25 protein-coding genes and 1 other annotated feature are annotated in these 24,166 nt (G+C 40.2%); of the genes, 20 read left to right on the top strand and 5 right to left on the bottom strand.

The genetic code is table 11. The features are described from left to right. The first annotated feature begins 3 nt into the window (after positions 1-3). Positions 4-215: a binding site (T-box leader), on the top strand. Positions 216-270: 55 nt separating this feature from the next. The 10 genes from trpE (at position 271) to KR50_RS09945 (ending at position 9,281) form a co-directional block, all read left to right on the top strand. Next, positions 271-1,674, top strand: a complete 1,404-nt coding sequence (gene trpE, locus KR50_RS09990; protein ID WP_041058239.1) for an anthranilate synthase component I — start codon at positions 271-273, stop codon at positions 1,672-1,674. Next, a complete protein-coding gene (locus KR50_RS18745; RefSeq protein ID WP_041057856.1) occupies positions 1,671-2,240 on the top strand; it encodes an anthranilate synthase component II in 570 nt (189 codons plus the stop codon). The genes trpE and KR50_RS18745 overlap by 4 nt, the downstream gene beginning before the upstream one ends. A gap of 45 nt (positions 2,241-2,285) precedes the next feature. After that, the gene (trpD, locus tag KR50_RS18740; RefSeq protein ID WP_041057855.1) at positions 2,286-3,308 is read left to right on the top strand and encodes an anthranilate phosphoribosyltransferase; all 1,023 of its coding nucleotides are present in this window, start codon (positions 2,286-2,288) and stop codon (positions 3,306-3,308) included. Next, on the top strand, positions 3,305-4,105 hold the full coding sequence (gene trpC, locus KR50_RS09975; protein ID WP_041057854.1) for an indole-3-glycerol phosphate synthase TrpC: 801 nt from the start codon (positions 3,305-3,307) through the stop codon (positions 4,103-4,105). Before trpD ends, trpC begins: the two co-directional genes overlap by 4 nt. Beyond that, positions 4,102-4,722: a phosphoribosylanthranilate isomerase gene (locus tag KR50_RS09970; protein WP_041057851.1), complete on the top strand. Its 621-nt coding sequence runs from the start codon at positions 4,102-4,104 to the stop codon at positions 4,720-4,722. The genes trpC and KR50_RS09970 overlap by 4 nt, the downstream gene beginning before the upstream one ends. Next, the gene (gene trpB / locus KR50_RS09965; protein ID WP_041057850.1) at positions 4,709-5,914 is read left to right on the top strand and encodes a tryptophan synthase subunit beta; all 1,206 of its coding nucleotides are present in this window, start codon (positions 4,709-4,711) and stop codon (positions 5,912-5,914) included. Before KR50_RS09970 ends, trpB begins: the two co-directional genes overlap by 14 nt. Continuing rightward, the gene (trpA, locus tag KR50_RS09960; RefSeq protein ID WP_041057848.1) at positions 5,907-6,698 is read left to right on the top strand and encodes a tryptophan synthase subunit alpha; all 792 of its coding nucleotides are present in this window, start codon (positions 5,907-5,909) and stop codon (positions 6,696-6,698) included. The genes trpB and trpA overlap by 8 nt, the downstream gene beginning before the upstream one ends. A gap of 188 nt (positions 6,699-6,886) precedes the next feature. Next, positions 6,887-7,183, top strand: coding sequence for a 4a-hydroxytetrahydrobiopterin dehydratase (locus KR50_RS09955; protein ID WP_041057846.1), 297 nt, complete (start codon positions 6,887-6,889; stop codon positions 7,181-7,183). Between the two features lie 14 nt (positions 7,184-7,197). Beyond that, entirely contained in the window at positions 7,198-7,881 is a 684-nt protein-coding gene (locus tag KR50_RS09950) for a response regulator transcription factor (protein WP_041057845.1), read from the top strand. Beyond that, the gene (locus KR50_RS09945; RefSeq protein ID WP_041057843.1) at positions 7,878-9,281 is read left to right on the top strand and encodes a HAMP domain-containing sensor histidine kinase; all 1,404 of its coding nucleotides are present in this window, start codon (positions 7,878-7,880) and stop codon (positions 9,279-9,281) included. Before KR50_RS09950 ends, KR50_RS09945 begins: the two co-directional genes overlap by 4 nt. On the opposite strand, the gene KR50_RS17955 is transcribed toward KR50_RS09945, so the two are convergent. Beyond that, complete coding sequence (locus KR50_RS17955) at positions 9,278-9,682, bottom strand: Hsp20/alpha crystallin family protein (RefSeq protein ID WP_052476947.1); 405 nt, start codon at positions 9,680-9,682, stop codon at positions 9,278-9,280. The genes KR50_RS09945 and KR50_RS17955 overlap by 4 nt on opposite strands. A 303-nt stretch (positions 9,683-9,985) precedes the next feature. Between KR50_RS17955 and KR50_RS09935 the strand changes: the two genes are divergently transcribed. Then, positions 9,986-12,802, top strand: coding sequence for a 2-oxoglutarate dehydrogenase E1 component (locus tag KR50_RS09935; RefSeq protein WP_041057842.1), 2,817 nt, complete (start codon positions 9,986-9,988; stop codon positions 12,800-12,802). Positions 12,803-12,829: 27 nt separating this feature from the next. Then, positions 12,830-14,125, top strand: coding sequence for a 2-oxoglutarate dehydrogenase complex dihydrolipoyllysine-residue succinyltransferase (gene odhB / locus KR50_RS09930; RefSeq protein ID WP_041057840.1), 1,296 nt, complete (start codon positions 12,830-12,832; stop codon positions 14,123-14,125). 118 nt (positions 14,126-14,243) lie between these two features. Here the strand turns inward: odhB and KR50_RS18500 are convergent, their stop codons facing one another. Then, positions 14,244-14,378 carry a sporulation histidine kinase inhibitor Sda gene (locus KR50_RS18500; RefSeq protein ID WP_156969499.1) on the bottom strand — a complete coding sequence of 45 codons (135 nt, stop codon included), beginning with the start codon at positions 14,376-14,378 and terminating at the stop codon, positions 14,244-14,246. A 216-nt stretch (positions 14,379-14,594) separates the two neighbouring features. Between KR50_RS18500 and KR50_RS09925 the strand changes: the two genes are divergently transcribed. From KR50_RS09925 to KR50_RS09910, 4 genes are all read left to right on the top strand, one after another. Further along, a complete protein-coding gene (locus tag KR50_RS09925; protein WP_041057839.1) occupies positions 14,595-15,197 on the top strand; it encodes a DedA family protein in 603 nt (200 codons plus the stop codon). A gap of 20 nt (positions 15,198-15,217) precedes the next feature. Further along, positions 15,218-16,258 (top strand): C45 family autoproteolytic acyltransferase/hydolase, encoded by a 1,041-nt coding sequence (locus tag KR50_RS09920; protein ID WP_041057837.1) that lies wholly within the window; start codon positions 15,218-15,220, stop codon positions 16,256-16,258. A gap of 69 nt (positions 16,259-16,327) precedes the next feature. Continuing rightward, positions 16,328-16,531, top strand: coding sequence for a DUF6501 family protein (locus tag KR50_RS09915; protein ID WP_041057835.1), 204 nt, complete (start codon positions 16,328-16,330; stop codon positions 16,529-16,531). 152 nt (positions 16,532-16,683) lie between these two features. Continuing rightward, positions 16,684-17,145, top strand: coding sequence for a Rok-like winged helix domain-containing protein (locus KR50_RS09910; RefSeq protein WP_041058233.1), 462 nt, complete (start codon positions 16,684-16,686; stop codon positions 17,143-17,145). Positions 17,146-17,200: 55 nt separating this feature from the next. On the opposite strand, the gene KR50_RS09905 is transcribed toward KR50_RS09910, so the two are convergent. Beyond that, a complete protein-coding gene (locus KR50_RS09905) occupies positions 17,201-17,995 on the bottom strand; it encodes an ion transporter (RefSeq protein ID WP_041057833.1) in 795 nt (264 codons plus the stop codon). A 193-nt stretch (positions 17,996-18,188) separates the two neighbouring features. Here KR50_RS09905 and KR50_RS09900 point away from each other — a divergent pair, with 193 nt between their 5' ends. Continuing rightward, the gene (locus KR50_RS09900) at positions 18,189-19,067 is read left to right on the top strand and encodes an ATP-binding protein (RefSeq protein ID WP_041057831.1); all 879 of its coding nucleotides are present in this window, start codon (positions 18,189-18,191) and stop codon (positions 19,065-19,067) included. A gap of 11 nt (positions 19,068-19,078) precedes the next feature. Further along, complete coding sequence (locus tag KR50_RS09895) at positions 19,079-20,986, top strand: vWA domain-containing protein (RefSeq protein ID WP_041057829.1); 1,908 nt, start codon at positions 19,079-19,081, stop codon at positions 20,984-20,986. A 127-nt stretch (positions 20,987-21,113) separates the two neighbouring features. Here KR50_RS09895 and KR50_RS09890 read toward each other — a convergent pair whose 3' ends face one another. Further along, the gene (locus tag KR50_RS09890; protein WP_041057828.1) at positions 21,114-22,295 is read right to left on the bottom strand and encodes a toxic anion resistance protein; all 1,182 of its coding nucleotides are present in this window, start codon (positions 22,293-22,295) and stop codon (positions 21,114-21,116) included. Beyond that, positions 22,295-22,936 carry a 5-bromo-4-chloroindolyl phosphate hydrolysis family protein gene (locus KR50_RS09885; RefSeq protein WP_041057826.1) on the bottom strand — a complete coding sequence of 214 codons (642 nt, stop codon included), beginning with the start codon at positions 22,934-22,936 and terminating at the stop codon, positions 22,295-22,297. The genes KR50_RS09890 and KR50_RS09885 overlap by 1 nt, the downstream gene beginning before the upstream one ends. Positions 22,937-23,224: 288 nt before the next feature. On the opposite strand from KR50_RS09885, the gene KR50_RS09880 reads away from it, so the two are divergent. Next, positions 23,225-23,527 carry an ArsR/SmtB family transcription factor gene (locus KR50_RS09880; RefSeq protein WP_041057824.1) on the top strand — a complete coding sequence of 101 codons (303 nt, stop codon included), beginning with the start codon at positions 23,225-23,227 and terminating at the stop codon, positions 23,525-23,527. A gap of 249 nt (positions 23,528-23,776) precedes the next feature. Then, positions 23,777-24,145, top strand: coding sequence for a DUF1033 family protein (locus KR50_RS09875; RefSeq protein ID WP_052476945.1), 369 nt, complete (start codon positions 23,777-23,779; stop codon positions 24,143-24,145). Positions 24,146-24,166 lie beyond the last annotated feature (21 nt).

Genomic DNA, 24,166 nt, shown 5'->3' with positions numbered 1-24,166 from the left:
ACTTAAACTTCAATGATTGGAAAAAGTAGCACGATTTTGCTGACTTAGAGAGCCTGCGGCAGGTGAAAGCAGGAGAGCAGATTGTGTGAATGGGTCCATGAGAGCTGTTTTGAAAAAAGTAGAAACAGACGGTTCATCCACGTTACCGGATACTTAAGTGAGAGCATATTTTGCTCTAACGTGAGGTGGTACCGCGGGTAAATCCCGTCCTCCGTGCAGATTTTTCTGCACGGAGTTTTTTATTTCATTACAAAATAAGAGGTGGAAATGGTGAGAAAAGAAGAGACGAGCAGAGTGAGACGAAAAGTAGTAAATGGAGATTCCTTAACGCCCATTACGATTTTTCAGAGTATAAGAGGAGAAAAGAAATGCCTATTGGAAAGTTCGTTAAAGCACGAAGAGTCTGGAAGATACTCTTTTATTGCAGTTAATCCGTATGCTGAAATCATTGGAAGAGAAAATACAGCGGTAATACATGATTATTTAAAAGGTGATAAACGGACGGTAACAGGGAAACCCCTTCATATAATTGAGCACTATTTAAAAGAACAGCAGATCACTCCCCCAGAGGATCACCCATTTGCGGGAGGCGCGATCGGTTATATTGGCTATGATGCAATCAGAATGTATGAGGACATCGGAAGCGTGCCGCATGATGAGCTGCAAATGCCGGATATTCATTTAATGCTTTATGACACCATGATTATGTATGATCATAAGCGCTACGAGGTGACCATTACGGTATTAAATCCTCAGAATCATTTTACGGAAGATCAGCTTGATGCCAAACTTGAAGCGATCGAATCCCAGCTGACAGACTATCAAAACGTTCAGGCCTCATTAGATCCATTATCGATTTTGACCTATAAATCGAACATTGAGAAACAGGCCTACTTGGATGCTGTTGCGAAAGCCAAAGAGCATATTAAAGAAGGCGATATCTTTCAGCTCGTGCTTTCTCAGCGGTTAAGTGCAACTTTTACGGGCTCAGCCTTTTCATTTTACCGGAAGCTAAGACAGGATAACCCGTCTCCGTACATGTTTTTTATTGAATTTGACGACTATACGGTGCTCGGCGCTTCACCTGAGAGCTTAATTAAAGTTTCAGGAAGTGCAGTTACAACAAACCCGATAGCAGGAACGCGCAAAAGAGGAAAATCAAGCAGGGAAGATCAGCTTTTAGAAGAAGAATTGCTGAATGATGAAAAAGAACTCGCTGAGCATCGTATGCTGGTTGACCTTGGGCGGAATGATCTCGGAAAGGTATGCAAAATCGGATCCATACGCCTGACCAAATACATGGCAATCGAAAAATATCAGCATGTGATGCATATTGTGTCTGAAGTAAAAGGGGAATTGAACGATAAAATGACCGGACTTGAAGCACTCGTTTCCACTTTACCTGCCGGAACGGTCTCAGGGGCCCCGAAAATCAGAGCGATGCAGCTGATCAATGAGTTTGAACCTGCAAAACGAGGAGTTTACGCGGGAGCTGTCGGCTACGTCGGATTTGATGGCAATCTTGATTTTGCGCTGGCAATCCGGACGATGGTAATAAAAGAACAAGTGGCGTACGTTCAAGCTGGGGCAGGGGTTGTGTATGACTCCGTTCCGGAAATGGAATTTGAAGAAACGCTGAACAAAGCCCGTTCTCTTTTGGAGGTGAAATCATGATTTTGCTGATCGATAATTACGACTCTTTTACGTATAATTTGTATCAATATCTTGGTGAAGTCGATCAGGTAAACGTTGTGAGAAATGACCAGATTTCTTTAGATGAAATTGAGAAGCTGGGTCCGTCATTGATTGTGATTTCACCAGGACCCGGACATCCGGATCAGGCAGGAATCTGCATCGAGATGATTCAGAAGATTGGGTCTTCCATTCCAATCTTAGGTGTATGTCTCGGTCACCAGGCAATTGGAACTGCATTTGGAGCAACCGTTGAGAAAACATCCAATGTTATGCATGGAAAAGTCTCACTGATTGAACACCAGGCGCCGGAGCTGTTTGGGAAAAGTGAACCGATTGAAGTGATGCGCTATCACTCACTCATTGTAAAACGGTCAACACTGCCTGATGAGCTCGAAGAAATTGCAACTTCAACAGACGATAACGTCATTATGGCAATGAAACACCGTGATTATCCGATACTCGGTCTTCAGTTTCACCCGGAATCAATCGGAACGGCTGATGGTATAGAGTTAGTGAAGCAGGCGGTTCATTCATTAGTTGAGTAAAAGAGAAGAGAGAATAGATGAGAAGAGACAGGAGAGTGGAGCGAAATGAAAAAGGAACTAATAAAAGTACAACAAGGACTTCATTTAACGGAACAAGAAATGATGGCAGCAAGTGAAGCAATGTTTGATGAAAGAACAAACAATGAGACGATTAAAACGTTCTTGATCGCACTGAAGGAAAAGGGAGAAACGGCAGACGAAATTGTCGGCTTGGTTAAAGTAGTCAGAAAGCATGCTATGCAAATAAATTCACCTCTCCAAAATGTAATGGATAATTGCGGCACCGGCGGGGATGGTTCGCAGAGTTTTAACATTTCTACCTGCTCAGCATTTGTCATCGCAGGAGCAAATGTGCCAATTGCGAAGCATGGAAATAGAAGCATATCGAGTAAAACGGGAAGTGCCGATGTACTAGAGCATCTCGGTGTAAGACTTGACTTCACAGCTGAAGAGGTAAGTAATTTATTGAAGAAAAATAACATCGCCTTTTTATTTGCTCCCCATGTTCATCCGGGGATTCGTAAGGTAATGGCGGCAAGAAAAGAACTAGGCGTCCCGACGATTTTTAATTTAATCGGACCATTAACAAATCCAGTAGAGCTTGATACACAGCTTGTGGGCATATATCGTCGTGATATGCTTCACACAATGGCAGAAGCACTGGTTCGTCTTGGCCGAAGAAAAGGCGTTGTAATCAGCGGGGCTGGTCATATGGATGAAGCCTCACTTGAAGGAGAAAATCATTTGGCAGTCGTTGAAGATGGACAAATACACAGCGTGATTTTAAAGCCTGAAGATGTGGGACTTACAGCTGTTTCAAATGAAAAAATTCGGGGCGGAGGACCTCTTGATAACGCCAGGATTTTAAAATCAGTCTTGTCAGGTGAAGCCTCTGTATACCGGGATACCGTTTTGCTGAATGCAGGAATTGCCCTGTTTGCCCACGGCTCTGCTTCGTCTATTGCAGAAGGAATTGAAGCTGCAAAGGAGAGCATTGACTCGCAATCTGCGTTAAACCGATTAAATGATTTAGTCCATTACAGCAATCAAAAGGAGCTGGCACAATGAGTGAGTCGATCTTAGACACCATTTTACAATCTAAAGCAAAAGAAATAGAACGTATTAAAAGTGCTCCTGATTTATTGCTGAAAAAAAGACTGAAAAATTCTTCAGTTATAAGACTAGAGGATGCACTAAACCAGCGCACGCATTTAGGTGTTATCGCGGAGATTAAGCGGGCATCGCCATCAAAAGGTCTGATTAATGGTTCGATTGATCCTGTAAAGCAGGCAAAGCTTTATGAATCTCATGGTGCTTCGGCGATCTCTGTGTTAACCGATGAGGAATTCTTCAAGGGTTCGATGGAAGATCTTACGAATGTAGCTGAATCTGTCTCGATCCCTGTTTTGTGCAAGGATTTTATCATTGATGAGATACAGATTAGAAGAGCAAAAGAAGCGGGTGCTTCGATCATTTTGCTGATCGCAGCAGCACTCGATCAGCAAACACTTCTGCATTTATATAAAACAGCTGTTCAATTAGAGCTTGAAGTTCTCGTTGAAGTGCATAACGAAAACGAACTCGAGCGCGCCTTAAAGGCAGGAGCCACCTTGATTGGAGTAAATAATCGAAATTTAAAAACTTTTGAGGTAGATATTGAGCTCAGTGGAAAACTAGCTCAAAAAATGCCGTTAAATGAAATTCACTTTATTAGCGAAAGCGGCATATTATCGCAGCGTGAAGCGCAGCAAGCAGCAGCCTTTGGAGCGAGCGGAGTATTAGTCGGAGAGGTGCTGATGAAGTCAGACGATTCTGGGAGCCTTCTTTCATCGCTGCAAGTCCCGCTCCCGGGTGGAAATAAATGAAAGTAAAAATATGCGGAATTCAAAAATCGCACCATATAAAAGCAGCTGTATCAGCGGGGGCTGATTATATTGGGTTCATGTTTGCCCAAAGCAAAAGAAGAATAGAAATCCAAGAAGCGGCTGAACTGGCCGCTCAAATCCCTGCGCATGTTAAACGGGTAGGTGTATTTGTAAATCCGTCTCAGCAGGAAATTGATGAGGCAGTTCAAAAAGTAGATTTAGATCTCATCCAGCTTCACGGCGATGAGACACCACATTTTTGCAGGAATCAAGTCAAACCAGTCATGAAAGCATTCAGTATTACGTCTGAAGACGATTTTAAAAGAATGAGAGACTATGACGTAGCTTATTACTTGGTCGATGCTCCAGGAACAGATTATAGAGGGGGCAGCGGCCGTCGTTTTGACTGGTCTTTAATTCCTGAGAATCACCGGCCGGAGAAGTTAGTGCTTGCTGGTGGACTGACACCTGAAAATGTGGGGGAAGCAGTGACAGAAGTAAAGCCGTATGCAGTGGATGTATCAAGCGGTGTGGAAGTAAATGGAGAAAAAGACAGTAATAAAATAATAGCGTTTATTCATGAAGCAAAAGGAGTGCGGCGTAATGACAACTTATAGTCAACCAGATCAAAACGGACAATACGGACAATTCGGGGGCCGATTTGTTCCGGAAACATTGATGCAGGCAGTGTTGGAACTTCAGGAAGCATACGAAGAAGCCCAGAAGGATCCGGCATTTCACGAGCTTCTTGAGCATTATTTAAAAGATTATATTGGCAGAGAAAACCCGCTTTATTTTGCAGAAAACCTGACAAAACATACAGGCGGCGCAAAAATCTATTTAAAAAGAGAAGATTTAAATCATACCGGTGCCCATAAAATAAACAATACAATTGGCCAGTCTCTTCTTGCCGTTCGGATGGGCAAGAAAAAAATAGTAGCAGAAACAGGGGCAGGCCAGCATGGTGTGGCAACAGCAACTGTATGTGCTTTGCTGAATCTTGATTGTGTCATTTTTATGGGAGAAGAAGATATTAGAAGACAACAGTTAAACGTTTTCCGAATGGAGCTGCTTGGGGCTAAAGTCATCAGTGTGACGCACGGCAGCGGCACCTTAAAAGATGCGGTAAACGAAGCAATGAGATACTGGGTCAGTAATGTAGAGGATACACATTACATCATCGGATCTGTGCTAGGGCCGCATCCTTTCCCTCAGATGGTGCGGGATTTTCAAAGTGTAATAGGGAAAGAGACAAAACAGCAGATTCTGGATAAAGAACAAAGGCTGCCGGATACAATTGTTGCATGCATTGGCGGAGGCAGCAATGCAATGGGCATGTTCTATCCTTTTATTGAGGACACGGAAGTGAAACTTGTGGGTGTGGAAGCTGCAGGAAGCGGTATTCAGACAGGCAAGCATGCAGCCACGCTCACAGCAGGTGAAGTAGGTATTCTTCATGGATCCCTTATGTATTTATTGCAAAATGAGGACGGGCAGATTCAGGAGGCACACTCCATTTCGGCCGGTCTTGATTATCCCGGAGTAGGTCCTGAACACAGCTACTTACATGAGACCAAACGTGTTCAATATACATCGGTAACTGATGAAGAGGCGCTCGATGCTCTTCAGCTGATGTGCAGAAAAGAAGGCATCATCCCGGCACTTGAAACCGCTCATGCGATTCATTATGCTGTTGAGCTCGCAAAAGTCTCTCCGAAAGATGAAATTATCGTTATTTGTTTGTCCGGACGTGGTGACAAGGATGTCATGACGGTAAAAAGCGCATTGGAGGGACGACAAAATGGGTAAAGCACACATACAAGAAGCAATTGAAAAAGTGGTAGAACGAGGAGATAAAGCATTTATTCCCTATATTATGGCTGGCGATCCGGATATAAGTCAGTTAAAAGAACAGCTTTTATTCTTAGAGAAATCAGGCGCCACAGTAGTAGAGCTTGGAATTCCTTTCTCTGATCCGGTCGCTGATGGCCCGACGATTCAGGAAGCTGGAAAAAGAGCGCTGAATAGTGGAACGACAGTAAAAAAAGTATTGGAAGCTCTGTCATCCTTTAGAGATGAGATCTCCATCCCCATTGTATTAATGACCTATATTAATCCGCTATTTAAATATGGCTTGTCACAATTTTTCAAGGACAGCCAAGCAGCCGGGGTGGATGGCGTGATCATTCCCGACGTTCCTTTAGAGCAGCGGCCATTAATTGATGAACATATGAATCGTACGGATATAGCGTTAATTCAGCTTGTCACGCTGACAAGTCCCGACCACAGGATCAAACGCCTTGCACAAGCGTCTGAAGGGTTCTTATATGCCGTTACTGTAACAGGAATCACTGGAGCAAGATCAGCCGTCAGTGAAAACCTGGAAAGCTTTATTTATAGCCTTAAAAAACATAGCAATGTTCCGGTAATGGCGGGCTTTGGCATTTCCACTCCCGAGCAGGTGAAAGAAATTTCTTCATTAGGGGACGGCGTTATTGTTGGAAGCCGGGTTGTTGATCTTTTACACCAGGGAAAAAGAGAAGAAATTACTCAACTGATTCAAGCAGCTGTTGGAACTCCCGCTTCTCATTAATCATAGGCCAGGCCGTCCGCTTTTTTAAGCCGACGGTCTGGTTTTCTTTTTGCATAAACGAAAAAGAATACAGAGGGCATCAGCTTTTTTAATGAAAGTGTTTTATACTTAGATTTATAAGGAACAAGTAAATAGACAAATTGTAAGCAACATTAATAGGAATAAGAATGTTACGAGGAGTGGATAAGATGACGTTAACAATACAGGAAGTGAAAGATCGATTATCTACTTTACTTGATTGGGAAATGAATGATGAAGGACAAATTCAAAAAAATTTCTCGTTCGAGTCCTTTCAGGATGGACTGCACTTTCTAAATCAAGCCGCACAAGAAGCAGAGCGCAGAGGATATACTCCTTGCTTAAGTATTTTAGGAGAAACTGTCAGGATCCAATTAAACACACAAGGTGAAGAAGGATTTACAGAAAACCATTTTGGACTTGCGCATGCATTAGAGCGACTGTATCCTGATTCATCTGATTTTTGAGGAGCCAATTGATTATGGATAGAAATGTATTAGTAGTGGAAGATGAAAAAAATCTGGCGCGGTTTATTGAGTTGGAACTGAAACATGAAGGGTATTCTGTGGAAGTTATGTTAGATGGCAGAGAAGGATTGACCCGTGCACTTGAACATCATTTTGATATTATCTTGTTGGATTTAATGCTGCCTTCATTAAACGGGATGGAAGTGTGCAGGAGAATTCGGCAAGTAAAGACAACACCGGTTATCATGATAACAGCGAAAGATGGTGTTATGGACAGGGTATCTGGTCTTGACAGCGGGGCTGATGATTATATTGTAAAACCATTTGCTATTGAAGAACTTCTTGCAAGGATGCGTGCCCTGACAAGAAGAACAAGCGACCCGGGCCTGGCAGAAAAATCCAGTATTTTAGAACACCGTGGACTGAAGGTAGATTTAAATTCTTACCGAGTAACCAAAGATAACGAGGAAGTCACCCTGACAAAAAAAGAGTTCGATCTTCTTCAAATGCTGATTGAAAATAAGAATATTGTCTTAACAAGAGATCGAATTCTTGAAAAGGTCTGGGGCTATGATTCTGAAGTGGAAACAAACGTAGTTGATGTTTACATCCGGCATCTTCGGCATAAAGTGGATTCTGCTGACTCTCCAAGCTACATTCAAACCGTTCGTGGAGCAGGGTATGTGATGAGAGAGTGAATAAGCTGAAAAAATTTTGGAATCGCCTGTCACTTCGTTGGAAATGGACGATTGCAGGAGCGACCGCCATTTTTATCTCATTTAGTCTCTTCAGCATCATTCTGATTACGGCAATGAGTCAATGGATGCTCCAGGAAGAACAAAACGCGGTAAATTCGGTCTTAGATGATTTATCACAATTTTACGAAAGCCGAGGACCGCGCGTCACCACGGATGATGTTTATGAAAGCCGGGACCTGCTTGAACAGGTTTATGAAAAGGGGCAGACGATTCGGCTATATAATCAGGATGGCTTTGAATTGTTTGAGATTCAGAGCGAGGAACCCATTGCATCCGTTGCCTTCGAACCTGTCCAGACAAGAAGGATCGATAAAGGCGGATCCGGTCAGCAGGATGTTTTAATTGGCCGATCTCCAATACGCTCTCAGCAGTTTAATGGGTATGTAGAAGTGATTCACCCGCTTAGTCAGCTGCAATCCATGCAGGCTTACATGATTCTGCTATCGCTCATACTGGGATTAGGATCATTGTTTGTAAGCGGAATAGTCGCTTATCTTTTATCAGGGAGGTTAATCGCGCCGGTCGTTTCGCTTGGACATGCGATGAAAAAAACGCAGAATGAAGGATTTCAAAAGCAATTAGCGCTTCCTGATGTTCAGGATGAAATAGGCGGTCTGGTTGAAATTTTTAATGACATGATGGATGAATTGGAGTCCACATTTACAAAGCAGCGTCAATTTGTTGAAGATGCTTCACACGAATTAAGAACCCCCATTCAAATTATAGAAGGCCATTTATCACTTATAAACCGGTGGGGAAAGCATGATCCTGAAATTATGGAAGAATCACTTGGGATTTCAATGCAGGAACTTGACAGGATCAAACGACTGGTAAATGAATTACTGATGCTTTCAAAAGCAGACAGAGAAGTAGGATTCACTCATGATTCACAAGTTTTTCCTAACGAAGTCATTCGTACAGTTCTTACAAGAATTAAAGGGATTTATCCTTCCAGAACGTTTCATACAGCACTGGCTGAAAGTAAGGAAGCCGGGAAAATCGATGCTTTGCACTTAGAGCAAATCTTAATTATTTTGATAGAAAATGCGATCAAGTACTCACCCGAGGACGAACAGGTTGTGATTAAATCTTCAGTCACAAAAGATTTTTACATCATTTCAGTAGAAGATTATGGTCAGGGTATTGCTCCTGAACATATACCTAAAATTTTTGATCGGTTTTACCGCATAGACAAAGCACGGAGCAGGCATGCTGGAGGAAATGGTCTGGGGCTATCCATTGCAAAAAAACTAATTGATCTTTACCAGGGTGACATTACTGTAAAGAGCAGAGAAAACAAAGGCACGATCATGACCATTTCGATTCCTCTTGCAGACTAATCTATAGAGTCAATGGGAAGCTCCATTTCAAATTGATGTGCGATCTTAGGCAGTCTGATTTCAAGAGTGCCATCCTTTGCTTCAGCCGTCGCCCCTTTTCTTGAAATGGGCTCAGGGAGTGTAATTTTAATCACGGGCTCACCGGGTATATGAACAAGTACCTGTGTGAGGCTGTGATGAACTTTTATTTCATTAAGGGAATAATTTTTAATAGAAATATGGATAAAAAGATAATGAAATGATTCAAATAGGGTATAGGATGATTGAGGGGCCGATGGTTGTAAAGGTGGATCATTTGGATTTTGCTGATTTTCAAAGGATTGCTGCATGTACTTTTGAAGCCATTCCTGCCAGTCATTCGGTGAGTTGGTTTTTGGAAATAATGATTGCCAAAAGTCCATTTTCTCACCCCCTTACATAGTGATATATGCTTTGGTCATAAAAAAGATGCTAGCTTTACATGCCCTGGCCATTTTATCACTTGTAAATAAACGACATTAAATTTGTATACTGAATAGTTATTCATCCATAGGATTTTGATCTAAATTTTAGAAAAAAAAAGTGTGAAAGGCTTTAACTCGTTCCTTTACAGTGATAAAATGTTTCTGTAAGCGTTTTAGAACCATGTAATTACTATTTTTACATAGCATTATTATCCGCCGAATAAATGGTTAATAATGTCCAACATGTTGGAGGTTTTCATAATGAGAAAACAGTCGGAACAACAGGATTTAAATCATATGAGTTTTTCTGGTCCAAACCTGGGCTATATGATGGAAATGTATGATCTGTATTTGGAAAATCCATCGCAGCTGGATGAAGAGCTGCAAGCATATTTTAAACAAAATGGATCTCCCGCTCCTGAAAAAGAACAGGATTCTTCTAAAGGAACAATTGAGGGGACAGACTACAGCAAAGTTATTGCATCCGTTCAGCTGGCTGACGCCATAAGGACCTACGGGCATTTAGCTGCAGATATCAACCCTTTGAATGACCGTGAAAAAGATACAAACAGGATTGAATTGGATACGTATAACTTAACAAAAGAAGATCTTGAAAAAATTCCTGAAAACATTTTAATAACAAATTCTGTACCAGAAGTTACAACTGGCTATGAAGCTATACAGTATTTAAAAAAGATGTACACTCAGTCTATCGCGTTTGAATATGCACATGTTCATAACAAAGAAGAAAAAGCATGGCTGAAAAACTATATTGAGTCAGGAAAACTTGATGAAACGATTAACAAGGAAAAGAAAGAATCCCTTTTAAACAGACTGATTCAAGTGGAAGGATTTGAAAATTTTGTCCATAAAACATTTGTCGGACAAAAAAGATTTTCAATAGAGGGACTTGATTCCATGGTTCCATTGCTGGATGAAATCATTCAGGCTGCTGTTGAAAAAGGAGCAGAGTCTATTAACATTGGCATGGCGCACCGTGGAAGATTAAATGTGCTGGCACATGTACTGGAAAAGCCATACGAAATGATTTTTGCAGAATTCCAGCATTCCCCAAGCAAGGATTTGATTCCATCTGAAGGTTCTATTGGCATTACATACGGCTGGACTGGCGATGTGAAATATCACCTTGGTGCGGACCGGAATGTAAAAAAAGAAAATTCAGTTAAGACACGCATTACTTTAGCTAATAATCCGAGTCACCTGGAGGTTGTAAGCCCGATTGTTGCCGGCTACACGCGTGCAGCACAAGAGGACCGCAGCAACCCGGGTTATCCGGAATTGAAAAAAGAGTCTTCACTCGCCATTATGATTCATGGAGATGCAGCTTTTCCTGGTCAGGGGATTGTAGCAGAGACATTGAATATGAGTCAATTGAGAGGGTACCATACTGGCGGTTCTATCCATGTGATTGCGAATAATATGATAGGGTTCACAACAGAATCGTTTGATTCCCGTTCGACGCAGTATGCATCAGACACTGCAAAAGGATTTGAAGTACCAATTATTCATGTGAATGCTGATGATCCCGAAGCTTGTATTGCTGCAGCTATAATGGCATACGAATACCGCTCCAAGTTTGGGAAGGATTTTGTTATCGATTTAATTGGCTACCGCCGTTTTGGACATAACGAAATGGATGAGCCAATGGTTACAAATCCAAAAATGTATACGATTGTAAATAAGCACGATAATGTAAGAAAATTATATGAAAAGCAATTGGTCGAAGAAGGCTTATTATCAGCCGATGAGGCTGCGAATATGCGGGAATCTAATCAAGAACAGCTTCAAAAAGCATATGATTCCGTTCCAAAAAGCGAAAAAGATCCTGACGCTGTAATGGATCCGCCAGAAAAAGTAGTTAATCCGCTTGATGAGATTACTACATCTGTAGGGATGGACCAGCTGCGTCAACTGAATGAAGATCTGCTCAACTGGAAGGATTTCAATGTATTTAAAAAGCTTGAAAAGATCCTTAACCGAAGACAGGATCCATTTACAAAAGAAGGAAAAGTCGATTGGGCGCATGCAGAAACACTTGCATTTGGTGCGATCTTACAAGATGGCATTCCAATTCGCCTCACTGGTCAGGATTCACAGCGTGGAACATTCGCGCATCGCCACCTGGTTTTGCATGATGAAAAAACCGGAGATGAGATCACTCCTCTTCATCATATTAATGGTGCGAAAGCGTCATTCGTTGTTTATAACAGTCCGTTGACAGAAGCCGCTGTAGTTGGCTATGAGTATGGATACAATGTGTTTTCCCCAGAAACATTGGTTTTATGGGAAGCTCAATATGGTGATTTTGCCAATATGGCTCAGGTTATGTTTGATCAATTTGTTTCTTCCAGCCGGGCAAAATGGGGGCAGAAATCAGGATTGGTTATGCTGCTGCCTCATGGCTATGAAGGTCAGGGACCAGAGCATTCATCTGCAAGAATGGAGCGTTTTTTAACACTTGCAGCTGAAAACAACTGGACAGTTGCCAATCTTACAAGTTCAGCTCAGTACTTCCATCTGCTGCGAAGACAGGCAGCTATATTGAAACGGGAAGAAATCAGACCATTGGTGATTATGACGCCTAAGAGCCTATTGCGTCACCCTCAGGTTTCAAGGAATATAAATGAATTTACAGAAGGAACGTTTAAGCCGCTGATCGAACACGATGAGTATGGCCAACAGCATAAAAAAGTGGAACGCCTGGTCTTTTCATCAGGAAAAATCGGCATCGACTTAATAGAAAAAGCAGCTAATGAAGAAAATAACGACTGGCTGCATTTGATTCGCATCGAAGAAATTTATCCATTCCCGATGGAAAATGTAAAAGAGATCATTTCCAGGTATCCAAATCTTAAAGAGATTAAGTGGGTACAGGAAGAACCGAAAAATATGGGAGCATGGACTTTTATTGAACCACGCCTGATAAAATCTGCCCCGGAACATGTTTCTGTCGAATATATCGGCCGCCGGAGACGAAGCAGTCCTGCTGAAGGTGACCCGACCGTTCATAAGAAAGAACAAAATCGTATTCTCACTAATGCTGTAACGAAGAACTAGATCGATCTATCAGAGGAGGAAGCCGCAGTGGCAGAAATAAAAGTACCGGAATTAGCAGAATCTATTACAGAAGGAACCATTGCCCAGTGGCTTAAGCAGCCAGGGGAACAAGTTGAAAAAGGTGAATACATCGTAGAACTTGAGACGGACAAAGTAAATGTAGAAGTTATTTCTGAAGAAGCCGGCGTTATCAAAGAGCATAAAGCGGATGAAGGCGAAACGGTTGAAGTCGGTCAAGTAATTGCGATCGTAGAAGCTGGGGATGGATCATCATCAGGTGATACTGAATCAGATAAAGAAGAATCAGAATCAGAACCTGAAAAAAAATCACCTGAACCAGCAAAAGAAGAAAAGGGAGAAGAAGTGCAGGAAGAAGCTTCTGATGAAATTGAAGAAGTTCCTGATCAGCAAAAGAAAGAACGCACGATCGCTTCTCCTGCAGCTAGAAAGCTAGCAAGAGAAAAAGGAATCGATTTATCCCAGGTATCCACTGTCGATCCGATGGGACGTGTACGAAAACAAGATGTTGAATCGCATTCTTCCAAATCGGCAGAGAACAAGAAACCGGAAAAAACTTCTGAACCTGCTAATCAGACACAAGAAAATAAAAAGGCTGATACTAAACCTGTTGTACGTGAAAAAATGTCCAGACGCCGTCAAACGATTGCCAAACGCCTGGTTGAGGTACAGCAGACAGCAGCGATGCTTACTACCTTTAACGAAATTGATATGACTCATGTAATGGATCTACGTAAACGCAAGAAAGACAAATTCTTTGATACACATGATGTACGCTTAGGTTTCATGTCCTTCTTCACAAAAGCAGTTGTTGCAGCATTGAAAAAGTATCCTTATGTAAATGCTGAAATTGATGGAGATGAAGTTGTACTTAAAAAGTATTATGATGTAGGTGTTGCTGTATCTACTGATGACGGTCTCGTTGTTCCAATTGTTAGAGACTGCGACCGTAAAAACTTTGCAGAAATTGAAGGAGAAATTGTTGAGCTTGCCACAAAAGCTAAAAACAAGAAGCTTCAATTGAGCGATTTGCAGGGTGGCTCTTTCACCATTACCAACGGCGGCGTTTTCGGATCTTTATTATCCACACCAATCTTAAACGGTCCTCAAGTGGGGATTCTAGGAATGCATACCATTCAACTGCGCCCGGTAGCTATTGACGTTGAAAAAATGGAAAACCGTCCAATGATGTACATTGCATTATCTTATGATCACCGGATCATTGATGGAAAAGAAGCCGTGAGCTTCCTTTCAATGGTCAAAACCCTTTTAGAAAATCCCGAGGATTTATTGCTCGAAGGTTAATGAATGGAACATAGCGCAATATTTTAAAAAGAGCTGGCGTCTGCCAGCTCTTTTTGATTACATTTAAACAACAAAAAAACACGCAATCTTTTTACAGAATGCGTGTTATGTAGACGCTTTATCTTTTACTTCTGCCAGCGTGAATTCCTCTTTTTTTGATTTCCTTACGCAATATGTTCTGAGTATCTTGTTCTCCGTGTTTTTCTGCATCTCGATAAGCGGCCATCAACTGTTCATTACTTAAAATTTTCACTCCACATCGACCTCCTCAGAGTAATTATGGAATATTCTAATTATTCCATTAAAGACAGTATAGCAGGTTGTTCGAAAAGGGTCCAACGAAAAAGAGCTGTGTCACAAAATTGTATTGTTGCACCCTCACTTCGTAATGTTATGCGAAAAGAAAAATATTAGATATAATGAATCTTATTCTACTGTCTAAATTTTTTAAGAACAGAAAGGAAAACAAATGGATACTGTACTGTTTGACGAACTAACCGAACGCTTTGGTTATTGGAGCATGTTTATATTTAGCTGGCTCTTATTTTTCGGACTCCCTCTGCCAAACGAACTGGCAGCTTCTTTTTCCGGAATGATTACGGTTCAACAATCCTACAACCCTGTCATTGCATTTACTTCTACTTACCTGGGATTAATATCAAGTGCAAGTGCGGCTTATGGCATTGGAAGATTATTTGGATCAAAGATTGAAAATAGGATAAAAAAATCAAGGCTCGCATCCAGATGGGATAAAAGTACCGAGTTTTTAAACCAGTACGGGAGCTGGGCCATTGCATTTAGCTTTTTTATTCCTGGTGTAAGGTGGGGGATGCCATATGTGGTAGGGATATCTAAACATCGATTTTGGAAATTTTGTTTATTTGCCTACCCGGCTGCTTTTGTCTGGACAACTATTTATTTTCAAATCGGCAGGGCATTTCCATTGGTTTATCCTGATATTCTGGATAGTTTAAAATATATTATCCCGATTGGTGCTGGTGTTTTAGTCATGGCTGGAATTCTGTATCAGCGAAAGAAGGCGAAACAAAAGCAAACAGCTTCTGAAAGTTAAATTAAGAGGAGGTGGAAACATTGAAATTTCATGTTGATGTCATAAAAGGGACAGGATCTTATTTTGAGCTTGGTATTTTAGAAGCAACTAAATTTATTCAAACTCCATTATATCATTCTCATATCAACCGTAGAAAAATATCCATTCGTAAATACGACACCGATCTAGTAGAAGCCAAACAGTTTTACGATGAATTTTCTCCTGGTCTTTGGGAAGAATTAGAAGGAGTAGCCTCTGTCCTGGAATGGCCAATGGATGAAGTTTTTCACGAGTACAGCGGCTATCAGCAGGATTGGGGTAAATCAGGCTGTAGTGCACTAATGAAGGATGGATTTTATGTGCGAAATTATGATTATCATCCTAAAACATACGAAGGCAGACTTCTTTTATGGGAGCCCAAAGAGGGGTACGCATCAATTGGAACTAGCGGAAGAATGATCGGCAGAATAGACGGAATGAATGAGAAGGGGCTTGTAGTCGGCTATCACCTTGTTAATCGAAGAAATCCGGCGAAAGGATTTATCTGTGCAACCATAGCCCGCTTTCTTTTGGACTCCTGTGCATCCGTTCAAGAAGCGGTGAAAATGTTAAAGCATATTCCTCACAGGCACGCCTTTAATTACTCATTGTACGACGCAGAAGGTCACTCAGCGGTTGTTGAAGCCTCAGGAAGAGGTACATCTGTCAGAGAGTCTGTGACTGCCTGTACAAACCATTTTCAAACAGAATCGTCACTTACAGAAAATCGATATCATCTGGAAGAATCGAAAAAGCGATTAACGATGGTTGAGAACCGGTCAAGTGATCGTATGCTGCCAAATGAAGCCTTTGAATTTTTCAATAACCCTGATCATGGTATTTTTAAAAGAAATTACAGCAGCTGGTCAGGAACCATTCATACAGCAGTCTATATTCCTGAAACGTTAACGATGCTGTTCGGGTTAGGGGAGAATGCCCATCCAGTAACGATCCCTTTTGGAGAATGGCTTAAAGAAAAACGATTTCCAATAACAAAAATATTTGGAAGCATTCAATCAAACGAATTATTCGAGCATCAATAATGCTTGATTGTTTTGTTGAAACTGTCTAAGTCTCGCGATATACTCAATACTAATAAAGGAGTGAATAAGATGATACATAAGGATTGGAACACGACAACCCCCCAGGCGAAAGTGGAATGTGTGAGTGATCAGGCGGCAAAATATGTAGTAAACAATGTGTTAACAGTTGGTAAAACGTATAATGTACAAAATGAAACGGATGAATTTATATTTATAATTGATAACTCCGGCAAAGTGGGAGGATTTTACAAAGATTACTTTAAAAAAATTTAGTGAAACGAAACTCCAGTTTATTTAGTAAAACTGGAGTTTTACTTCTTTTCTTTTAAAATTTTAACTATTATAATAAATCTATAAATAAAGGTGCTTTGTTAAGATCACTGCTGTACTAACAGAGCAATATGAAGAGTAAAGGGGAGTGACATATGTTTAATGAAAGAATTGCGCTTAAGTTAAGGTTGGAACAAATGGCAGATTCTGAAGAACGAATTCTTCAGGAATTTAGAAAGGAAAGACAGTCGATCATGGAAAGACTGCGTGAGCTTGACTTGTCTCAAGGCGAATATACAGAGAGTAATCTGCAAGAACCATCAGAAATCGAGCCTTATACTTCATCGAATGAATCAATATTTCTTCCTCATCCTACTACCAAAAGAATTCCTAAAACGAAAAAAATTGGAAAGTCCAGACAAATGCATGAGGCAGCCTTTAAGATCTTAAAAGAACGCTTGCAGCCGGTCAAAGGAACAGAAATTCAAGATTATATTTTAAGTGAGACAGGTTTTAAAGTAGCGAATATGACCACATTTATGAAAACAATACAGCGAAAAGACAAACAAGTTCGTAAGCTGGATCGTGGTTTATACATATTTGAAAAAGAATCATAATCGATAAAACCCCTAAATCAGGAATGATTTAGGGGTTTTTAAAGCTTAAAGTCTGTTAGGGATTTCTCTTTTGATCCTGAAGCAGTTTTTTTATTTCTTCTAATTCTTTTTGAACTTCATTTATTTTAACTTCCGTAGGTGAAGGATTCTCAGCCTGATTGGCTTCCTCAACATTCGTCACAACGACCCCAACGAATAAATTAAAGATAACAAATGTACCAATTAATATAAAGGTAACAAAAAACCACCAGGCAGTAGGATCTTCGGCTAATATAGGCCTCATCACACCGCTCGCCCATGATTCAAGTGTCACGACCTGAAAAAGGCTCAGCAGACTATCGTGAAGTGTGCCAAAATATTCAGGTGCAATCGATTTAAACAGTGTCGTTCCAATTACTCCATAGATGTAAAAGAAAATGCCAAGCAGCAGCATGATCGTACCCATAGAAGGAATTGTCATGAGCAAAGCGTTGACCATTTTTCTTAAAGAAGGAATGATTGAAATTGCTCTTAAAACCCTCAGAACCCGGAGGATACGCAGAACGGTTACATAATGACCTCCTACAAACAAATGACCGCTGGCAACGATAACAAAATCGAAAATATTCCAGGGCTCACTAAAAAAAGATTTTAAGGAGGAACTGCCGATCAACCGAATCATAATTTCAATAGTAAAAAGCCATAATAATAGCTGGTCTAAAAAGACAAACCAATCCGTATATCGATTGTAAATAGAGGTATAGGTTTCTAAACCAATTAAAACCGCATTAAAGATGATTAAGATAATAATGATCGTTGTAAATGTCGAGTGTTCAGCAAGAGCTGCACATCTCTTTCTAAAAGCCGTCATTCTTCTGTTTCTCTCCCCTCAAACTATACGAAACTCATTTTACTTGAAAGAACTTTATCTGTCACTCTCAAACTCTAGATAATGAGAAATGACTGCGAATGCACTAAAGACGGTTAAAGTTGCTTACTCTTTGCTGAGCACGTTAAAATGAGGGATATCTAAATATACTATTAAAGCGAGGATGAATTAATCAATGGTAATTAAACATCTCCCAGACTCTCTTCAGCAACTCATTGCTTCAAGAACCCAAAAGACGTATTCCCCTGAGGATATGCAAAGAGTGGGCTTAGGCGGCTATACATCAGAAGATCCTTCTATTATTGAGGACGCTGTAATCAGCCTGGCTCTTAACAAAAATGTTTTACTAAAAGGTCCAACCGGCTCGGGTAAAACTAAGCTTGCTGAATCCATAAGTGAACTATTCAGCCAGCCTATGTACAGCATTAACTGTTCGATTGATCTTGATGCTGAAGCCATGCTTGGTTATAAAACAATCGAGCAGGTAAATGGCAAATCAACCATTACGTTTGTTGAAGGTCCTGTTATTCAAGCAATGAAAAAAGGACAGCTTTTATATATTGATGAAATAAATATGGCAAAGCCGGAGACACTGCCTATATTAAACGGAGTGTTGGATTACAGACGCACGATTACAAATCCCTTCACAAATGAAGTCATTAAAGCTGAAGATGGCTTCGGTGTCATTGCAGCAATTAATGAAGGCTACATTGGCACAGTTCCGTTAAATGAGGCATTGAAGAACCGGTTTATCGTTATTGATGTACCATATATTCAAGGTGAAACCTTATTAAAAGTAATTCAATCTCAAAGTGATTTGAAAGATCACACCTTGATCTCTAAGTTTGTTCAATTGTCTGAGGATTTGCTTGCTCAGGTTCAAAATGGACAAGTAGCAGAAGAAGCTGCGTCTATAAGAGCCCTATTGGATACTTGTGATCTGGCGCTATACGTTCCGCCATTACGTGCTATTCAAAGAGGAATTATTGATAAAGTCGAGGACGACAGAGAGAAGGCGGCCATTAGAAATGCAGCAGAGACCATCTTTGAGTAAGGGGAATCTATATGCAGCGATTTATTCAGTTTAATGATGAAAATGTGAATTCATTCCAGTTAATGGAACTAATCGATCTTGCTAAAACATTAGCAAAATCTCAAGATATGGAAGTAGAATATGGACCATTAAATTATCTGGATGTACCTAATCAAAAAATAATTGTAAGTCATTTCTGGGATCACAGGAAAAGGGAAGAAGAATGGTTTGGTTTAACATCCGATATATACCTCAGGGCTGTAGGCACGTATCGTTATTCAGATGTCAGAGAAATAAACAGCTACCTTTCAAAGATCAATAAAAGTCCGATTTCTTCTTTCGCTAAACAAATTTTTATGATGATTGAAGATGCTCGAATTGAAGAAGAAGTGAAAAAAATCAGACCCGGCACCAAACGTGCTTTCGCGATGAGAAGACAGATCTATACACGATATTTTCAATCCCAATTAAATGTACACCTTGTAAAAGGAGTCCACACGGATGCATTATTGAATTTTATCTATATGCTTTTGCATGCTCAATCCCCAATTGATGAATGGCCATCCATACAGCCTGAAATCACGCTTGCACACTCCTTCATTCAGCAGCAAATTCAGCGCTCCTTTGAGGCGAAGTCAACAAAACAATCAGCCGCAATAAGTTATGAACTTTGCGGACTTTTAGAAGAGATACTGGCAAAAGATATGCTGAACGAATATTTTCATCTGCCTGAGAAGATTATGAAGGAATGGGAGGAGCTCACGTTTGAAGACTTAAAACGGCGCGACCCTCTTGCTAATGACGATCAGCAGGAAGAAGAGGCTACGGGTGAAGAAGAGGTGATGGAAGAAGAGTTCAAAACCTGGCACCGTGAATCCTCGGATAAAGGTGAGTCTTTTCTTCAGTTTGATTTAGATCAGGGAACGAAAACGAATATTAAAGGAAATGAAGCAAGAGAAGGCGATGATGGAGACCAGGCTCTTGGGATGGTACAGGGATCAAGCAAAAAAGCAGCAAGGGACGATTTTGAAGGCGATGTGGAAGAATCCAAATCAGAAGAAAAAGGTCAGGGAGACGTATACGGTAAAGAAAATCGGTTTGCATTTGCTGTTTTTGAACATGCTTCGCCTATTAAGTCAAATGAGCAGCAGCATTATGATCGTTTGAAAAAAAACATTTTTCACCTTCATAAAAAACTTCAAAAAATTATTGAAAAGACATTGGATCACAAAAGAAACCAGCCGAGAGGCAGCCTGGCTTTTGGTCGTTTAAGTAAACAGCTTATTCCTTTTTTTACAGAAGACCAGCCAAAAGTCTTTTATAAAAAGGATGAAGAGAGTCCAAAAATTGATGCCACTTTTACATTGCTGCTGGATTGCTCTGCTTCAATGCAGGATAAAATGGAAGAAACAAAAAAAGGCCTTGTCCTGTTTCATGAAGTGCTTAAGTCGGTTCGAGTACCCCATGAAATAGTTGGGTTCTGGGAAGATACAGACAAAGTAAGTGAGTTTAGTCAACCGAACCATCTTAAAACGGTTATTTCATATGACCAATCGATCTATACAAACGCTAGCGCCTCCATCATGCAGTTAATGCCTGAAGAAGATAACCGGGATGGATTTGCCATAAGGCATATGACAGAAAGATTAATGAAGCGAAATGAACAAAATCGCTTTTTACTCGTATTTTCTGATGGCGAGCCTGCGGCAATGAATTACGAGCAAAACGGAATAATGGATACGCATGAAGCCGTGCTCCATGCAAGGAAACATGGCATTGAAGTAATTAATGTGTTTTTGTCAAACGAGGAAATACAAGAGTCACAAAAAGAAGTCATTCAAAATATGTATGGAAAGTACAGTTTGTTTATACCCAATATAGATGAATTGCCTGATATTTTATTTCCTCTGTTAAAAAAACTCTTGTACAAGAGTATATAGGAGGCGCAAGTGAGAGCAGGGATGCACGGGATACTAGTTCCTTATTAACCATCATGATAGTGCAAAATTTTAGTTTGCCAATTTCCCCAAAGCAAAAGCACCCCGCCAAAATGGTGAGGTGCTTTTGTTAATTCTTAGGGCTGCGCATCTGCAACAGCTGCTGTTTTAAATCAGATTCCATTGCCTGAATTTCTGTTTCTGCCTGTCGTCGTTTTTCACGGCCTTCCTGCTGGATGCGTAATGTTTCCTCAAGAGTAGAGACGAGATTAGCCTGAGTTGTTTTTAGCGTTTCGATATCTACTATACCGCGTTCATTTTCTTTTGCTGTTTCAATACTGTTGGTTTTTAGCATTTCTGAATTCTTTAATAGCAAATCATTTGTTGTTTTAGTAACTTGCTTTTGAGCTTCAACTGCCCGCTGCTGACGGAAAAGGGTGAGGGCAATGGCAATTTGGTTTTTCCATAAAGGAATGGCTGTTAAGATGGAAGCTTGGATTTTTTCAGCCAAAGCCTGATTGATATTTTGAATCATTCTGATCTGAGGTGCACTTTGAATCGTGATTTGTCGGCTTAATTGAAGATCATGGAGTCTCTTTTCAAGGCGATCCATAAATTGCATCATATCGTTTACTTCCTGATACGCCATTTGATCATCGCTTGCTTCAGCTTTTTTTCTAAGTTCCGGGATTGTTTTTTGCTCCAGTTCTTCACGTTTCATTTCAGCGGCAGCGATATAAATATTAAGAGCATGAAAATAGTCTTTGTTCTGCTGATACAGCTGCTCAAGCATCTGGATATCGTCCATCAGGGACTTTTTGGAATGATCGAGTTTTACAGAGATACGATCGACTTGAGCGCCGAGTTTTTGATATTTCGACAAGACTTCATTAACAGAACGGCTCACACGATTGAACAGTTTTGAAATCATGCCTCTTTTTTGATCAGAGAGTTCATCAGGATCAATTTGCTCTAATCGATCCATTAACTCTTTTAAGATATCACCTATAGGTCCAACATCTTTTCGTTGAACATGGTCGAGCATAGAATGAGAAAAGTTAGAAAGCTTCGATTGAGCAGCAGTTCCATATTGCAGGATCGACTGGTGATCTGTCGGATCGATTTGCTGAGCTATCTGTCTAGCCTGCTCTTGATCACGCTCCGGTATAATGTCCATGAGCCTTTTATTCGTATTCGCTTCTTTGTCAGGGGAAAGCTGAGTAAGTTCATTTTCTCCAAAGGGATTAGACAAAAGGTCATCTATTCCCCGACTTCTTTCTTCCACTTTTACTGATTGTCGATTTTGCTCCATTATTCAATCCCCTCTCTGGATTGCTGACCGCGCTGAAGGCTTATCTGAGCGAGATCAAGCTCTACCCTCAAAGAATCTATATCGTTGGTCAACACATTCATTAACTCTTCTTCCATTGATGAATTCAGGTCCAGCAATGTTTTTCTGGTGTCTTCAAGAGATGTCAAAACTTCTTTATTTTTTATAGGCTGCGTAGCAAGTGTCGTGTATTTGTCTGTCAGTTCAACAGCTGAATCAAGATGGTAGAAGAAAAACCTTTCCGCCAAATAAAAGCGCTTTGGATCCTTTTTAACAACTGCGAAAATTTTACGGGACAGTTTAGTTAAATCATTAAATTGTCTCATAGCAGATAATGAACGTATTTGAAACATTCTTCCCTGTAAACGGGAAATTTTCTTTTGAGCGTCTTTTAAGTTTTGCTGAATATACTGATATTCCTGTGAGCTTAACTTGTAAGAACGTAAAATGGACCGGTGCTGAAACCATTTAATTAGATAAAATGGAATAACACCTCCGGCGATACCAATCAAAACAGCATAAAAAAGCTGTATGTCAAAAATATAAAATGCAGTTATCCAGGTCAACAGAAACATGGGAAGGGCGATTCCAGCTCTAGCCAAGAAATATAAAAACTCTCTCATATCATCTACTCCTTATGTTGGCTTATAGTTTATATACGAGCGGACAAACCGTTTAGTTTCAAAAAATTACTTTTCTCCATTCATAACTTCTTTCATATATTGTCTCTGATTGCTGAAATGATAGCAAGTGAGGCACACTAAAATTTCTTACGTAGACTTAAATGACTAGATAAAACGGAAAATTTGCCAATTATTATAGCTTTTTCGAACTATATAGGTTTATAATAGGTACGAATAACCATTTAAATATAACTAAAGATTAGTTTTATGGGAAATGAGGCATGTATTGTGACTGAAAATAACCATTCTCCAGAAGCATTAGCAGAAATTTATCGGCTATTTGGAGACAAAACAAGACTATTGATGGCAAAGAAGTTATCGGAGGAAGAATGGACTGTATCTCAATTTGTTGATTTATTCATGATCAGTCAGCCGCTTGTCAGTCAGCATATAAAAAAGCTGAAAGATGCTGAATTGATCGCGGAAAAAAGGGCTGGAAAGAGAATATTGTATCGGCTCGATTCACAATCTGCCAAATATCCTCTGATCGTTCGACTGATTGAACCGATGACTGAACGCACAACCGAATAATTTTTGGGTAAAGAAGCATGAGACAATTTCTCTTGCTTCTTTTTACTTTCTTCAGAGAGTCATTGAAAATTAAATGGAGCCACTTATTAATAGCGACTATTAACGCTGTTAATTTATTTAGAATGGCACAGTCTGCGATAGGAAACCCGTAAAATGAAAAGGATGTAAAGATGGTATTAAGCAAATTCTTTTATTTTCATACTAATCTCTTATAAGATGTAGACAGCATAGTTAAAGAGGTGAAAAGCCATGTGGAATATCATACAAACTAAAAGTGACGCAGAACCATGGTGGTTCTTAGAAGGCTGGGAAGAAGATATTTTACAACAATGGACATTTTCTAAAAAAGAGGAAGCATTTTCTTTTTATCAAAAAAAGATAAGCGAAATGCTTGAAAAATACCCGAATGTAAGAGAGAAAAGAGGATCTCAAATAGCGTTCTGGGATGAGAAAGAACTGCTGTTTTGCGATTCTTGTGACGATGATCTTCAATTATATCATGGTTTTTTAATTTTTCATCATGATGAGCCATACGTGAAAAACAGCATGGCTTTAAACGATAAACAGTTTTTTGAACAACTAATTCCAATAAGTAAAAGAAGAGCTGAAGCGGATTAATCCGTTTCAGCTCTTCGCTAG

The sequence above is a fragment of the Jeotgalibacillus campisalis genome (genome assembly GCF_000829515.1).
Classification (GTDB): domain Bacteria; phylum Bacillota; class Bacilli; order Bacillales; family Jeotgalibacillaceae; genus Jeotgalibacillus; species Jeotgalibacillus campisalis.
Note: the sequence above shows the minus strand (reverse complement) of the source record. Positions and strands in the feature narration are given on the sequence as shown.